At 68.9% G+C, this 13,841-nt stretch carries 14 protein-coding genes; 9 read left to right on the top strand and 5 right to left on the bottom strand.

Features of this window, described 5'->3' with window-relative positions:
- Positions 1-4 precede the first annotated feature (4 nt).
- From D571_RS0106945 to D571_RS0106965, 5 genes are all read left to right on the top strand, one after another.
- The gene (locus D571_RS0106945) at positions 5-463 is read left to right on the top strand and encodes a hypothetical protein (RefSeq protein WP_018935953.1); all 459 of its coding nucleotides are present in this window, start codon (positions 5-7) and stop codon (positions 461-463) included.
- A complete protein-coding gene (bioB, locus tag D571_RS0106950; protein ID WP_018935954.1) occupies positions 460-1,455 on the top strand; it encodes a biotin synthase BioB in 996 nt (331 codons plus the stop codon). The genes D571_RS0106945 and bioB overlap by 4 nt, the downstream gene beginning before the upstream one ends.
- Before the next feature lie 13 nt (positions 1,456-1,468).
- On the top strand, positions 1,469-2,221 hold the full coding sequence (locus D571_RS0106955; protein ID WP_018935955.1) for a class I SAM-dependent methyltransferase: 753 nt from the start codon (positions 1,469-1,471) through the stop codon (positions 2,219-2,221).
- A 24-nt stretch (positions 2,222-2,245) separates the two neighbouring features.
- Positions 2,246-3,430 carry an 8-amino-7-oxononanoate synthase gene (bioF, locus tag D571_RS0106960; RefSeq protein WP_018935956.1) on the top strand — a complete coding sequence of 395 codons (1,185 nt, stop codon included), beginning with the start codon at positions 2,246-2,248 and terminating at the stop codon, positions 3,428-3,430.
- A gap of 113 nt (positions 3,431-3,543) precedes the next feature.
- On the top strand, positions 3,544-4,098 hold the full coding sequence (locus D571_RS0106965; RefSeq protein WP_026287666.1) for a YMGG-like glycine zipper-containing protein: 555 nt from the start codon (positions 3,544-3,546) through the stop codon (positions 4,096-4,098).
- Positions 4,099-4,116: 18 nt separating this feature from the next.
- On the opposite strand, the gene radC is transcribed toward D571_RS0106965, so the two are convergent.
- The gene (gene radC, locus D571_RS0106970) at positions 4,117-4,788 is read right to left on the bottom strand and encodes a DNA repair protein RadC (protein WP_018935958.1); all 672 of its coding nucleotides are present in this window, start codon (positions 4,786-4,788) and stop codon (positions 4,117-4,119) included.
- Positions 4,789-4,924: 136 nt separating this feature from the next.
- Between radC and coaBC the strand changes: the two genes are divergently transcribed.
- From coaBC to argB, 3 genes are all read left to right on the top strand, one after another.
- Entirely contained in the window at positions 4,925-6,208 is a 1,284-nt protein-coding gene (gene coaBC / locus D571_RS0106975) for a bifunctional phosphopantothenoylcysteine decarboxylase/phosphopantothenate--cysteine ligase CoaBC (RefSeq protein WP_018935959.1), read from the top strand.
- Between the two features lie 3 nt (positions 6,209-6,211).
- Positions 6,212-6,673 (top strand): dUTP diphosphatase, encoded by a 462-nt coding sequence (gene dut, locus D571_RS0106980; protein ID WP_018935960.1) that lies wholly within the window; start codon positions 6,212-6,214, stop codon positions 6,671-6,673.
- Between the two features lie 63 nt (positions 6,674-6,736).
- Positions 6,737-7,600, top strand: coding sequence for an acetylglutamate kinase (gene argB / locus D571_RS0106985; RefSeq protein ID WP_018935961.1), 864 nt, complete (start codon positions 6,737-6,739; stop codon positions 7,598-7,600).
- A 15-nt stretch (positions 7,601-7,615) separates the two neighbouring features.
- Here argB and D571_RS0106990 read toward each other — a convergent pair whose 3' ends face one another.
- The gene (locus D571_RS0106990) at positions 7,616-8,254 is read right to left on the bottom strand and encodes a DUF4124 domain-containing protein (protein ID WP_026287668.1); all 639 of its coding nucleotides are present in this window, start codon (positions 8,252-8,254) and stop codon (positions 7,616-7,618) included.
- A 16-nt stretch (positions 8,255-8,270) separates the two neighbouring features.
- Between D571_RS0106990 and D571_RS0106995 the strand changes: the two genes are divergently transcribed.
- Complete coding sequence (locus D571_RS0106995; protein ID WP_018935963.1) at positions 8,271-9,032, top strand: sulfite exporter TauE/SafE family protein; 762 nt, start codon at positions 8,271-8,273, stop codon at positions 9,030-9,032.
- Positions 9,033-9,077: 45 nt separating this feature from the next.
- On the opposite strand, the gene D571_RS0107000 is transcribed toward D571_RS0106995, so the two are convergent.
- Genes D571_RS0107000 through D571_RS0107010 form a run of 3 tightly spaced genes read right to left on the bottom strand, consistent with a single transcriptional unit; the run spans position 9,078 to position 13,785 of the window.
- Positions 9,078-11,258 (bottom strand): HAD-IIB family hydrolase, encoded by a 2,181-nt coding sequence (locus D571_RS0107000; protein WP_018935964.1) that lies wholly within the window; start codon positions 11,256-11,258, stop codon positions 9,078-9,080.
- Positions 11,255-12,652, bottom strand: a complete 1,398-nt coding sequence (locus tag D571_RS0107005) for a glycoside hydrolase 100 family protein (protein WP_018935965.1) — start codon at positions 12,650-12,652, stop codon at positions 11,255-11,257. Before D571_RS0107005 ends, D571_RS0107000 begins: the two co-directional genes overlap by 4 nt.
- A 50-nt stretch (positions 12,653-12,702) precedes the next feature.
- Complete coding sequence (locus tag D571_RS0107010; protein ID WP_018935966.1) at positions 12,703-13,785, bottom strand: EAL domain-containing protein; 1,083 nt, start codon at positions 13,783-13,785, stop codon at positions 12,703-12,705.
- Positions 13,786-13,841: the final 56 nt, after the last annotated feature.

Below are 13,841 nucleotides of genomic sequence, written 5' to 3' on the forward strand. Positions count from 1 at the left end.
GCTCATGGAAACCAGGACCATCTCGGGAAGCCGATCGCGGCGGGCGGCATCGCTGTTCGACATCGGCAACGTGATCGTGATCAGCGTCGCCGGCATCCCCCTGTTCCTGGTCGGCGGCGACGGGGTCGGCGTGGGGTTCATCATCGCAGCGATCGTCGGGATCGTCCCGCTGATCCTCTGGTTCGGGGGGTCCATGGTGCTCTATGCGCTGAACAAGCATCACCCCGACCCGCGCGTGGGACACCACACTCAGTGGGCGGCCTATCGGCTGTACGGACTGATGGGCGCGCTGATCGTGGTGGCCACGTTCTTCCCGCCCGACATCAACTACTTTCGTGCCTACTGGGGCGTGTCCGCAGTGATCCTGCTGCCATGGTCGCTGTATGCCCTTTACACCATCTTCAGCGAGCCCTGGTCGGACATCGATGTCCCGGCCGAGGCCGATCGGGAGCGTCACCTATGAGCGAACTGCGCCACGACTGGACCGCCGGGGAAGTGGAAGCCCTGCTGGATCTTCCCCTGAACGACCTGATGTTCCGCGCGCAGAGCGTGCACCGCGAACACTTCGACCCGAATGCGGTGCAGGTCAGCACGCTGCTGTCGATCAAGACCGGAGCCTGCCCCGAGGACTGCGCCTACTGCCCGCAGAGCGCCCACCACGACGTGGAGCTGGAACGCGAACGCCTGCTGCCGGTGGACGAGGTCGTCGAGGCGGCGCGCAACGCCCGCGCCCAGGGCGCGACCCGCTTCTGCATGGGGGCGGCCTGGCGCAACCCCACCGACAAGAACCTCGAACGCGTGATCGAGATGGTGCGCGCGGTCAAGGACGAAGGGCTGGAAACTTGCATGACCCTCGGCATGCTGAAGGCCGAACAGGCCCGGCGCCTGTCCGAAGCGGGGCTGGACTACTACAACCACAACCTCGACACCTCGCCGGAGTTCTACGGCCACATCATCTCCACCCGCACCTATCAGGACCGACTGGAGACCCTGGAGCACGTGCGCGAGGCCGGCATGAACGTGTGCTGCGGCGGCATCCTCGGCATGGGCGAGACGCGCCATGACCGCGCGCGCATGCTGCAGCAGATGGCCAACCTGCCGAAGCATCCGGAGTCGGTACCGATCAACCAGCTGATCCAGGTCGAGGGGACCCCGCTGCAGGACGTGGAGAACATCGATCCGCTGGAGTTCGTGCGCACCATCGCGGTCGCGCGCATCGTGATGCCCGCCTCCTACGTGCGCCTGTCCGCCGGGCGCACCGAGATGTCCGACGAGATGCAGGCGCTGTGCTTCCTCGCCGGCGCCAACTCGCTGTTCTACGGAGACACCCTGCTGACCACGCCGAACCCCGGCGAGAACCACGACCTCGCGCTGTTCGAGCGTCTGGGCCTGCAGCCGGAGACCGGCCCGGAACCCTCTGCGGAAACGGACCGCCCCGCCTCGGCATCGGCCTGAGCCAACCGGGCCGGTGGCGGGCGACTTTCCCGATCATTTCTCGGCGGTGGCGGCGGATTATGCCCGCCACCGCCCGGATTACCCCGCCGAACTGTTTGACTGGCTGGCCGCACACGCCCCGCAACGCGAACGCGCCTGGGACTGCGCCAGCGGCAATGGCCAGGCCGCGCTGGATCTGAAGCCTCACTTCTCGCAGGTTGTGGCGACGGATGCCGCCCCGGCCCTGCTCGCCGCCCTGCCGGCGACCACCGGCATCGACCGCATCGCCTGCGCCGCCGAGGCCTCCGCGCTGGCCGACGCCTCGATGGATCTGGCCTGTGTCGCTCAGGCCGCGCACTGGTTCCGCCACGCCGAGTTCCATGACGAGGTCGCGCGCGTCCTGCGCCCGGGTGGCCTGCTGGCGATCTGGGGCTACGGCATCCCGCGCGCCGAGGACCCGGCGCTGCACCGCCTGCTGACCGACTTCCACGACACCGCCCTGGCGCCCTGGTGGCCGGAAGAGCGCAACCATATCCGCAGCCATTACCGCGACCTGCCCTTCCCCTGGCCGGAGATCGACACGCCCGAGTTTCGGGTCGACCGCGATTGGGGCCGCGACACCCTGCTCGGCTATCTCGGCACCTGGTCGGCCATCGGCCGCGCGCACGCCGCCGGCCAGGATCCGCTGGCCGCACTGGAACCGGCCCTGAACGCGCTGTGGCCGAACCCGTACGTCACCGCCCGCGTGCACTGGCCGATCTTCCTGCGGGCCGGGCTGCGGCCGTGAGCCATTCATCATGAGCCATTCACCATGAACAAGTCGCTGGAGACCTTCCTGCAGGCCCGCCTCGACCGTGTACACACGCACGGGCGCTGGCGCCGCCTGCGCACGCTGGACGGGCCGCAGCAGCCGGAGCAGGTCATCGACGGGAAGCCGGTCGTCGCCTTCTGCTCCAACGACTACCTCGGCCTGGCCGCCGATCCGGCGGTCAGCGCGGCCGCCCGCGAGGCCCTGGACGCATACGGTACTGGCGCCGGGGCCGCCCACCTGATCAACGGCCACACCCGTGCCCACGCCGAGCTGGAACAGGCGCTGGCGCGTTTCACCGGACGCGAGCGGGCACTGGTCTTCTCCACCGGCTACATGGCCAACCTCGCGCTGGTACAGACCCTGGTCGGGCGCCACGACACGGTGTTCGAAGACCGCTGGAACCACGCTTCGCTGATCGACGCCGTGCGCCTGTCCGGCGCGCACAGCCAGCGCTACCGCCACGGCGACCCCGAACACCTGCGCCAGCGCCTCGAACGCACACCCACCAGCGGCCACCGCCTGATCGTCACCGACGGGGTCTTCTCCATGGACGGCGACCTCGCCCCGCTGCCGCAGCTGGCCGCGCTGGCCCGCGAGTTCGACGCCTGGCTGATGGTGGACGACGCCCACGGCTTGACCGTGCTCGGCGAGACCGGCGGCGGCTGCTGCCAGCATTACGGCCTGGATGCCGGCGACGTGCCGATCCTGATGGGCACCCTGGGCAAGGGGTTCGGCACCGCCGGGGCCTTCGTTGCCGGCAGTGAGGCGCTGATCGAGGCCCTGATCCAGACCGCACGCCCGTATATCTACACCACGGCGATGCCCGCCGCGCTGGCCGCCGCCACCCTGGCGTCCGTGCGCATCGCCGAGGCGGCCGGCGACCGCCGCGAACACCTGCACGCCCTGATCCGGCGCCTGGGCACCGGGCTGGATGCCCTGGGCCTGCCTCACCCGCCGCCGGACACGCCCATCCAGCCGGTGATCCTGGGCGATGCGGCGCACGCCACGGCCATCGCCGAGCGCCTGCAGCAGGCCGGCTTCCTGGTTCCCGCCATCCGCCCGCCCACGGTCCCCGAGGGCCAGGCCCGTCTGCGCATCACCCTGTCCGCCGCCCACAGCGAAGCCCAGGTCGACGCCCTGCTGAACGCACTCGAGCGCGCCCTGCGGGCCGAATCCGCAAACTGAGACCTCGCAGACAGCAGGAACGTGAACGATTTCCCGTTCCTGCATTGCGATTCACCGTCGGTTCAGCGCCCCGTGGCACGTTTTCTCCAAACGCACGCACGGAGGGCCGGAACATGCGACGTAACCGACTCATACCAAAAATCCTCGCGACGGCAATGCTGGCCGGCTTCGCGGCCGATGCGGTGGCACAGCCGCCACCGCATGCGCCCGCGCACGGCTGGCGCGCCCAGAATGATCCCGGCTATGCCGGCTACCATGGCCACACCCGCGACCGCTGGGATGAACACTGGGGCATCCTTGAAGGCCGCTGCAACCGGGACCGCATCGGGGCGGCCATCGGCGGCGGCGCGGGCGCCATCATCGGCCACCGCGTGGGTGACGGCGATACCGTAGCGGTACTCATCGGGGCGGCCGGCGGGGCCCTGCTGGGCGGGCTGATCGGCCGCGAACTGGACGGCCGCGACCAGGCCTGCATGGGACATGCCCTCGAACTGGCCGACAGCGGGCAGGACGTCCGCTGGGAAACCGATCAGGGCGAGAAGGTCCATTTCACGCCCGGCGAGAGCCGGTCGCAAGGGTGCCGCCCGTTCGAAATGACGATCGACGGGGAACGGCACACCGGCACTGCCTGTCCCGACGAGGAAGGCAGCTGGGCGCTGAAGGACTGATGCCGGTCGTGCGCGCGCTCACAGCTCGCCGCGCTCGGCCAGCGACACGGAGGTGTCGCCGATGATCAGGTGGTCCACCAGACGCACGTCGACCAGCGCCAGCGCCTCGCTCAGGCGCCGGGTGATCAGCGCATCCGAGCGCGAGGGCTCGGCCACGCCGGAGGGATGGTTGTGCGCGAGGATGACCGCGGCGGCGTTGTGGTGCAATACCCGCCGCACCACCTCGCGCGGATGCACGCTGGCGCCGTCGATGGTGCCGCGGAACAGTTCCTCGAACGCCAGCACCCGGTGCCGGTTGTCGAGGAACAGCACCGCGAACACCTCGAAGGGGTAGTCGCGCAGGCGGGCGCGCAGGAACCGGCGGGTCGCAGTTGGCGAGGTCAGCGCCTCGCCGCGCTCCAGATCCGCTTCCAGATGCCGACGGCCCATTTCCAGCACGGCCTGCAGCTGGGCGTACTTGGCCTGCCCCAGCCCCGGCGCCGCGCAGAACCCGGCCTCGTCGGCCTGCAGCAGCGGGCGCAGCCCGCCGAAGCGCGACAGCAGCTCGCGCGCGACATCCACCGCGCTCTTGCCGGTCACGCCGGTGCGCAGGAAGATCGCCAGCAGTTCGGCATCCGACAGCGCGGAGGCACCGCGCTCCAGCAGTTTCTCGCGCGGGCGCTCGCCCGCCGGCCAGTCGTTGATGGCCATGTCCACCTCCCTGTGGTCGGGTTCCGTTGCCCGGATACTGGCGCGGCGCAGCGGTCCGCGCAAGGCGTGCCCGCGCGATGCTCGCATCCGCGGCCGAATCCGGCACCCGGCCCGGCTCACGGGTTAGAATCCGCACATGAGTGATCCCGAGGACATCTTCGCGACCCCGGCGGACACCGGCGAGATGACCGATGCCCCGCGCATCCTGGTGGGCGTCAGCGGCGGCATCGCGGCGTACAAGGCCTGCGAGCTGGTGCGCGAACTGCGCCGGCGCGGCTGTGCGGTGCGCGTGGTGATGACCGCGGGCGCGCAGGCCTTCGTCACGCCGCTGACCTTCCAGGCGCTGTCCGGCGAGCCGGTGCGCACCCATCTGCTGGATGCCGAGGCCGAGTCCGGGATGGACCACATCGCGCTGGCCCGCTGGGCCGATCAGGTGGTGATCGCGCCAGCCACCGCGGACCTGATGGCACGCATGGCCCACGGCCTGGCCGACGACCTGCTGACCACCCTGCTGCTGGCCACCACCGCCCCGGTGACCCTGGCCCCGGCGATGAACCACCGCATGTGGGAACACCCGGCGACCCGCGCCAGCCACGCCACCCTGTGCGAGCGCGGCGTGCGGTTCGTCGGGCCGGACAGCGGCGAGCAGGCCTGCGGCGAGCAGGGCGCCGGACGCATGGCGGAACCCGCGGCCATCGCCGCGGCCCTGCTGGATACGCATCCGGGTGCGCTGCAGGACCGCCGGGTGCTGATCACCGCCGGCCCGACCCGCGAACCGGTGGACCCGGTGCGCTATCTGGGCAACCGCAGCTCGGGACGCATGGGCCTGGCGCTGGCCGCCGCCGCGCGCGATGCCGGCGCCCGGGTCACGCTGGTCCACGGCCCCTGCGAACACCCGCCCCCGCCGGGCGTCGCCACCCGCGCGGTGGAGACCGCGGCCGAGATGCATGCAGCCGTACTGGAGGCGCTGGAAGGGACCGAGGTGTTCATCGCCAGCGCGGCGGTGGCCGACTACCGTCCCGCCGCACCGGCGGACCACAAGCTCAAGAAATCGCGCGATTCCCTGAACCTGGAACTCGAACGCACCCCCGACATCCTGGCCGATGTTGCCCGCCGCGCCGAGCAGCTCGCCCCGCGCCCGCTGCTGGTCGGCTTCGCCGCCGAGACCGACCGCCTGCGGGAACACGCGGGCGACAAGCTCACCAGCAAGGGGCTGGATCTGATCGCCGCCAATCGCGTCGACGCCGGACGCGGGTTCGGGGATGTCGACAACGCGCTGCTGTGTCTGTGGCCCGGCGGCGAACGCGAACTCCCGCGTCAGCCCAAGGAGCAGCTGGCCGGCGAACTGATCCGCCTGATCGCCGACCGACTTGCCCCGGACACGAACCCCGACCACCCCTCCTCACCCCAGGAAGCCTGACGGATGCCCAGCCCCGAAATCGACCTGAAGATCCTCGACCCGCGCATGGGAACCGACTTCCCGCTGCCCACCCCCGCCACCGATGGCTCCGCGGGCGTCGACCTGCGCGCCATGCTGGAAGAGCCCATGAGCCTCGCGCCCGGCGAGGCCGAGCTGATCTCCACCGGACTGGCGGTGCACATCGCCGACCCGGGCTACGCCGGCATGATCCTCCCGCGCTCCGGGCTGGGTCACAAGAAGGGCCTGGTACTCGGCAACCTGGTCGGGCTGATCGATGCCGACTACCAGGGCCCGTTGATGGTCTCCGCCTGGAACCGCAGCGATGCGCCGATCTCCATCGACGTGGGCGACCGCATCGCGCAGCTGGTGATCGTGCCGGTGCTGCAGCCGCGGTTCCGCGTGGTCGAGGACTTCGAGGACTCCGCGCGCGGCAGCGGCGGCTTCGGCTCCTCCGGCCAGCGCTGATCGACACCAGCCCGCCACGCCGGGTGATAAACTCCGCCCCCGAACGTCAACCGGACCCCAGCCATGGACACCGACACCGCCCATTCCGTCGCCCATGTCCTGATCGAGGCGCTGCCCTACATCCAGCGTTTCGCAGGCAAGACCATCGTCATCAAGTACGGCGGCAACGCGATGACCGAGGACCACCTGAAGGCGAGCTTCGCGCGCGACATCGTGCTGCTCAAGCAGGTGGGCGTGAACCCGGTCGTGGTCCACGGCGGCGGCCCCCAGATCGGCAACCTGCTGGATCGCCTCGGCAAGAAATCGGAGTTCGTGGACGGCCTGCGGGTGACCGACCGCGAGACCATGGACGTGGTGCAGATGGTCCTCGGCGGGATCGTCAACCAGGAGATCGTGTCGCTGATCAACCGCTACGGCGGCCGCGCCGTGGGCCTGACCGGCAAGGACGGCCAGATGATCCGGGCCACGCCACTGCGCGGGGCCGATCCCGAGGTGGACCTGGGTCACGTCGGCCAGGTGGAAGGGGTCGATCCGGCGATCGTGCACACCCTGGACGACAGCAGCTTCATCCCGGTGATCGCCCCCATCGGCTTCGACCGCGAGGGACGCGCGTACAACATCAACGCCGATACCGCGGCCGAGAAGCTTGCAGTGGTGCTGGATGCGGAGAAACTGTTCCTGCTGACCAACACCCCCGGGGTGCTGGACGGCACCGGTACGCTGATGCCGAAGCTTGCCGCGCCACAGGTGGACGAGATGATCCGTGACGGCACCATCCATGGCGGCATGATCCCCAAGATCCGCTGCGCCCTGGATGCGGTACGCAGCGGCGTGAACGCCACCCACATCGTCGACGGCCGGGTGGAACACGCGGTGCTGCTGGAACTGCTGACCGACGAGGGCGTGGGCACCCTGATCAGTCGCTGAGCGACGCCAACCGCCTCAGTCCTCCTCGTTCATGACCAGCTCGCGGTAGTCCTCGGCGTCGGCGTCGAACTGCACGTTCATGTCGTCGATGCGTGTCTGCTGGCGTTCCATGTAGGATCGCTCCCGCTCCAGACGCCCGCGCACGTCCTCCAGCTGGCTGGCGTAGCGTCGCTGCAGACCCGGGTCATCCCGGTTGCGGCTCTTCTGGTCCTCGATACGGTCACGCTCGCGCTCCAGCCGCTCGGCCTGACGTTCGCTCAGACGGACGTTGTTCTCGAGTGCCTCCAGGCGCTGTTTGCGCTGGCGCTCAATCTCGCCAAGCGAATCGTAGGCGCGCTCCAGCTGGCGCCGGCGGGCATCACGCTCGGCGGAATCATTGTCTCCGGCCTCGGCCCGGCGTTCCTCCTCGGCCCGTGCCTCGCGCTCCTCAACGGTGGGCGGCGGCGGAACCACCTCGCGCAGAAAGCCGTGTCGGTCGTACACTTGCCGCTCTCGGTCGCTGGCCTCCGGGCGCGGGGTATGCGAGTAATGCACCGTGCCGTCATCGTCCACCCAGCGATGGACGTCTCCGGCCACCGCCGGTGCCACCGGCATGGCCAGCAACAGGGTCAGGGCACCCATCACAATCCCGGCGCGCACTGCGTTCCCGTTTATTGGTCCGTTTACTCTCATGTCCATCCTCGAGCATCTCGGGCTCACGCTCGTCGCCCTCATCGCCAACGGATTCTCCGCGCTGGCGGGCGGCGGGGCCGGGCTGCTGCAACTGCCCGCCCTGATCTTCCTCGGCCTCCCCTATCCGGTGGCCCTGGCGACCCACAAGATCGCCACGGTGGCCCTGGGCGCGGGGGCCGGCCTGCGTCATGTGAAGGAAAGCACATTTGCCCCGGCGCGACTAGGGGTCATCCTGGGCGCCGGCGTCCCTGGCGTACTGCTGGGGGCCTGGCTGGTACTGGAGATCCCGCCGCGCGCCGGCGAGATCGCCCTGGGCCTGCTCACCATCGCCCTGGGCTGGTATTCCTGGCGGCGCCCGCAGCTGGGACAGACGCGCCGGATCACCTCCGACAGCCTCAACCACGCGCTGATCGGTGCCGCCGGGCTGTTCGTGATCGGCGTGCTCAACGGCTCGCTGGCCTCCGGCACCGGGCTGATGGTGACCCTGTGGCTGGTGCGCTGGTACGGCATGAGCTACACCGAGGCGGTGGGCTACACCATGGTGCTGGTGGGGCTGGTGTGGAACGGCGCCGGTGCCCTGATGCTGGGCACCTTCGGCACGGTGCAGTGGGACTGGCTGCCGGCGCTTCTGGTGGGCAGCTTTATCGGCGGTTATCTGGGCGCCACGCTGGCGATCCGCTACGGCAACCGCCTGGTGAAGCGGGCGTTCGAGGTCGTCACGGTCCTCACCGGCATCGCGCTGCTGCTGCCGGTGCCCTGAACCTTTTCCGTCCTGCGGCTCCGCCGCGCGGGAGGCTCCGCAACCTCAGCAGGTATGGCCATTGCCGGGCACGTCGCAGCGGTTGAGCAGATCGAAGTGTTCGATCCCCTCGAGGATGCCGCGTGCATGCGTGGCCCGGGCGAAATGGATGCGCTTGAAACCACGCAGGGATTGCAGCTCGGGCTGATGATTGCCCACCACCACGCCCAGCAGGCGGCCGCGAAGCATGTCCTCGTCGTTGCCGGAATCGCCGGCGACCAGTACATGCTCCAGCGGGATGCCCCATTTGTCGGCGAAGTAGCGCACCGCCAGCCCCTTGGACGCCCGCACCGGGAGCAGGTCCAGGAAGCGTTCATGGGAATAGATCACGTGGGCGTGCAGGTCGGCCCGATACAGCCGGGTCTCGATCGTCTCCACGTCGATGCTGCCCGGCGGTTCGACAAAATAGCTGACCTTGTGCTCGCGCTGGTCGATGTCCGGCTGGGGCACAAGCCCGGACTCACCATCCAGTTCCTCGCGCAGTCGATCCGGTTCCCAGCGATGGCTGATATGCCGGGCCCAGCCGCGATCCGGGGTCTGTTCGGCCCCGTAATGGATCTCGCTGCCCACCGAGGTGATCCAGACGTCGGGCATCGGTACGCCGTGTTCCTGCAGCACCGCGGCGGCGGAATCGATGCGGCGCCCGGTAGCCACGCCGAAGGCCACCCGCTTGCGGTTGCGCCGCAGCCAGGCAACGAAGGCCCGGGTCGCCTTCGTGTCACCCAGCAGGGTGTTGTCGATGTCGGTGATCACCGCGCGGTCCACGTTCGCCAGTCGACCGGAGACCTGGCGCTGTTCGTGCCGCACCTGACGCACCTCGCGCGACAGCGAGCGCAGCAGGCGCACGTATTTCTCCGCGTGCCCGTCCCAGGAATAGTGCTTGCGCACGCCCTTGAGCCCGTCGCGCGAATAACGCTGCCAGCGCGGGCGATCGGCGAGGATCGCCTGGATGGAATCGGCGATCCCCTCGGGATCCAGCGGGTCGATCAGCAGGCCGTTGTGGCAGCGCGAGACGATCTCGTCGGGGCCGCCGTCATTGGTGGCGACGATGGGGGCGCCGCTGGCGGCCGCCTCGATCAGGGTCAGGCCGAACGGCTCGGTCAGGGCGGGATTCACGAACACCCCGCGGGTGGCCGCCACCAGGCGGTAGAGATCGGGCACGTCGTCCGAGCCGTGGTGCTTGGGATAGGCCACCTTGCCATACAGGTCGTGGCGGTCGATGCGCAGCAGCAGATCCGTGAGGACCTCGCGCGCGCCCTTTTCCAGATCGCGGATGTCGTCCCGGTTGCCGGCGACGATCAGCAGGTTGGCGTTCTCGCGCAGCCATTCGTTGCCGGCATAGGCATCCACCAGGCTGCGGATGTTCTTGCGCTCGTCGGCGCGCGACAGGGCCATGATCAGCGGCCGGTCGGGCTTTTGCAGGAAACGCCGGATCTCGGCCCAGATCGGCGGCTTGCGTTCGCCGCGTTTCGGCGGGTGAAAACGCTCGAGGTCGGTCCCCGGCGGGATCACCTCCATGCGCTCGGGCTGGTAGTTGTCGTAGGTGGCGTACTGCTCGTCCACCTCCTGACGGGTGCTGGCGATCACCCGGTGGGCGTGCGCCAGGGCCTCTTCCTCGGCATGGATGCGGGTGGAGATGTTGTAGCGCGACTCGATGTCGGCATCCGACAAACCGCCCTCGCGCAGGCGCTCGCGCTTGACCCGCCCGAGCGAGTGCCCGGTCTGCAGCATGGGCACGCCCAGCAGATTGGACAGCCGCACCGCGACCTGGCCGGCATCGGCGTAGTGACCATGGATCACGTCCGGGCGCAGGCCCACCCGGCGGATATGCGCCAGGGCGTTGTCGGCGAAGCAGTCGAGATACGGCCAGAGCTTTTCCTTGCGCAGGTAGCGCTTCGGACCGCAGTCCAGGCGTACGACATGCGCCCCGTCGCCCAGATCCTCCACCGGTTCGGCATAATCATCATCGACCCGGCTGTCGACCACCCGCCGGGTCAGCAGGTCCACCCGTCCGACCTGCGGATGCCGCGCCAGGGCCCGTGCCAGCTCGACCACGTAGAGGGTCTGCCCGCCGGTGTCGGCATCCCGGCCGAGTTCCAGATTTTCGCCTCGAATGAGGCCATGCACGCTGATCAGAACAAGATAAAGGCCTTCGCCCTGGCGGGACTTGCTCTGAGTCTTCTTCATGGCGTCTCCGGTTCCGGACTGTCGAACAGCGACAGGGTTTCGGGATTGTCGATCATGGCCTGGGACAGCAATACCGCGGTGGCCGACCAGGTCTGGCGGTAGTTGGCGCGTCGACCGATCAGGCGGCCGTGGCGGCCGTCGTAGTATTCGGGCCAGTCGTCGCGATGCAGCCGTTCGGCCGCCACCGCGTGCACGCTGCGGGCAAGATCCGGGCGGCCCACGCGCAGCGCCGCCCCGGTAAAGGCCCACAGCAGCGCCGGCCAGTTCCCGCCGTTGTGGTAGGACCAGGGCGTGTTCTTGGGGTCCGAACCGGTCAGGAGGCGCCATTCCTCGCCCATCATCGCGGGGTAGCAGATCTTCACCGGCATGGTGCCGATCAGGTCCTCGAAGCGCTGCTCGAAGGTCTGCATGATCAGCCGCGACTCGTGTTCGTCGGCCAGCCCGAACAGCACCGCCAGCAGGTTGCCGAAGCTGAAGAAGCGGAAATCCATGCGGCCCGGCCCCAGGTTGCCGACCAGGTAGCCGCTCTCCGACGGGATCCAGTCCACCAGCCAGTCGGGGATGCTCTCGGGGTAGATGTTCAGCGCGTTCTCCGACTCGTGGCCGAAGTGCTCGGTGCGGTAGCGATGGATCGCGTTCAGGCGTTCCAGGTCCAGCCAGTAGTAATGGCGGATGTAGTCCGCCAGCTGCCGGGTACGGATGGCCGACTGCTCGCACAGCTGCTCGGAGTCCGTATCGCAGGGCTCGAGCATCGCCAGCGCGGCCTTGAGCATGCCGTAGAACAGGGCCTGGATTTCCAGCGGATGCCCGTACACCCCCATGCGACGGTCGATCATGAAGCTGCCGTCGGGCACCAGCAGGGTCGGGAAGACCTCGAAGCGGTCCTGCAGACAGATGCTGAGGATCAGGCGGATGCCGCGCTGCACGTCGGGCGACTTGATGAACTCGTGGTCACCGGTGCGGTTCTGGTAGGCACGCGCCAGCAGCACCCACCACATCATGGAGTCCACCGGGGCCACCCGCCCGATCGCGCGGTCGCCAAAATCCGCAGCCAGGGTCTCGTTCCCCCGAGGGTCGGTCACCACGCGGAAGCTGGCCGGCATCACCCGCGGCAGGCGACGGTGGCCCTCGATCTCTTCCTGAGTGTCGCGGATCTGCAGGATCAGCCCGAGGAAGTCGCGCACCACCTCGGGCTCGTCGTGCAGCAGGTAGACCAGCCCGGAGGGCACGAAGTCGCGGATGAAGCAGTCGGCGTAATTGTCGGCCGGGGCCCGGGTGTCGAGGCTGGCCACGGTGCCGACGGTACGGCCCCGATAGCGCACTTCGGAGTCACGCAGGAGCTGGACGGCCGATTCCAGCGTGGGGTTGCGGGCATCATGCGGCAGGGTCGTCATGGCCCCAGTTTAGTGAAGCCCGGTTCGATGTGCACATGGGCCCCCTGCGGCTATCCGGCGTCGGGATGCACCGGCGCCGGCGGCTCGGCCGCCGGACGGGCGAACAGATAACCCTGACAGTAGTCCACGCGGTCGCGCAGCCAGCGCCATTCGCCGGCGGTCTCCACGCCCTCGGCCACGATGCGGATGTCCAGTTCGCGAGCCAGTTCGATGATCTTGCCGAGGATCTTCTGCTGGTATTCGTCGCCGTCGATGCCGCTGACCAGCTCGCGATCGATCTTCACGAAGTCGGGACGCAGCTGCGACAGCAGATTGAGCGAGGCATACCCCGCTCCCAGGTCGTCCAGCGCCACGTTGAAACCGGCATTGCGGTAGCGATCGATGATGCGGCGCAGATGTTCGGTGTCGGTTATCTGATCGCTCTCGATCACCTCGAACACGAACCCGGCCGGCCGCGTCACCTGCGGGTCGATCCCGTGGATCTCGCGCACCGTGGTCTCCAGGCAGAATGCCGGATCATAGATCGCCGTGGGATTGAAGTTGATGAACAGGTGGTCGTGGATCCCGCGCTCGGTCGCGCGGCGAATGGCGTTGATGCGCGCTGCGCGATCCAGATGGAACATCATCTCCGCCGCGCGGGCCTGGTCGAACAGGATGTTCGGCGGGATGAATTCGCCCGCCGGCGAGCTGGCCCGCACCAGCGCCTCCCAGGCGAACACCTCGTCCGGCCGCGCGGCATGCACGATCGGCTGGAAATGGAAATCGAGGGTGTCGGCGGCGAGGATGGCGGCCAGATCACGGGCCTTGTGCCGCGCGATCAGCGTGGACAGCAGATGGGTGTCCTGCAGGTGTTCCACCCCGAACGCCTGCCCCTCGGGGACGAAGGTCGCGCGGCAGCCACTTTGTTCCGAGTGACTGAGCACCTCGGCCAGGCGCGAAAGGGTAGTCCCCAGGTCGTGCTCGCCGTCGACGCTCAGCGCGAGGATACCGGAGACCGGCTCGCTGCAGGCGAAGTCCTCCTCGAGCAGCCGCCGCCGCAGGGTCGCCCGCGTGTGGGCGAGTACGGGTGCCAGGTAGAGGGTTCCCGTGCCATCGGGAAGGACGTTGATGCGTTCACAGTCCGGACAGCTCAAAATGGTTACCTCGACCGCCGCGTTGTTGATTCCGATCCGGCTGGAAAGATAGCACT

The sequence above is a fragment of the Thioalkalivibrio sp. ALJ24 genome, assembly GCF_000377785.1.
Classification (GTDB): Bacteria; Pseudomonadota; Gammaproteobacteria; order Ectothiorhodospirales; family Ectothiorhodospiraceae; genus Thioalkalivibrio.

Coding starts and splice junctions, on each gene's coding strand:
- bioB (WP_018935954.1), top strand. CDS start 460: ATGAGCGAACTGCGCCACGACTGGACCGCCGGGGAAGTGGAAGCCCTG.
- radC (WP_018935958.1), bottom strand. CDS start 4,788: ATGGCCATCAACGACTGGCCGGCGGGCGAGCGCCCGCGCGAGAAACTG.
- D571_RS0106945 (WP_018935953.1), top strand. CDS start 5: ATGGAAACCAGGACCATCTCGGGAAGCCGATCGCGGCGGGCGGCATCG.
- argB (WP_018935961.1), top strand. CDS start 6,737: ATGGACACCGACACCGCCCATTCCGTCGCCCATGTCCTGATCGAGGCG.
- D571_RS0106995 (WP_018935963.1), top strand. CDS start 8,271: ATGTCCATCCTCGAGCATCTCGGGCTCACGCTCGTCGCCCTCATCGCC.
- bioF (WP_018935956.1), top strand. CDS start 2,246: ATGAACAAGTCGCTGGAGACCTTCCTGCAGGCCCGCCTCGACCGTGTA.
- coaBC (WP_018935959.1), top strand. CDS start 4,925: ATGAGTGATCCCGAGGACATCTTCGCGACCCCGGCGGACACCGGCGAG.
- dut (WP_018935960.1), top strand. CDS start 6,212: ATGCCCAGCCCCGAAATCGACCTGAAGATCCTCGACCCGCGCATGGGA.
- D571_RS0106965 (WP_026287666.1), top strand. CDS start 3,544: ATGCGACGTAACCGACTCATACCAAAAATCCTCGCGACGGCAATGCTG.
- D571_RS0107000 (WP_018935964.1), bottom strand. CDS start 11,258: ATGAAGAAGACTCAGAGCAAGTCCCGCCAGGGCGAAGGCCTTTATCTT.
- D571_RS0107005 (WP_018935965.1), bottom strand. CDS start 12,652: ATGACGACCCTGCCGCATGATGCCCGCAACCCCACGCTGGAATCGGCC.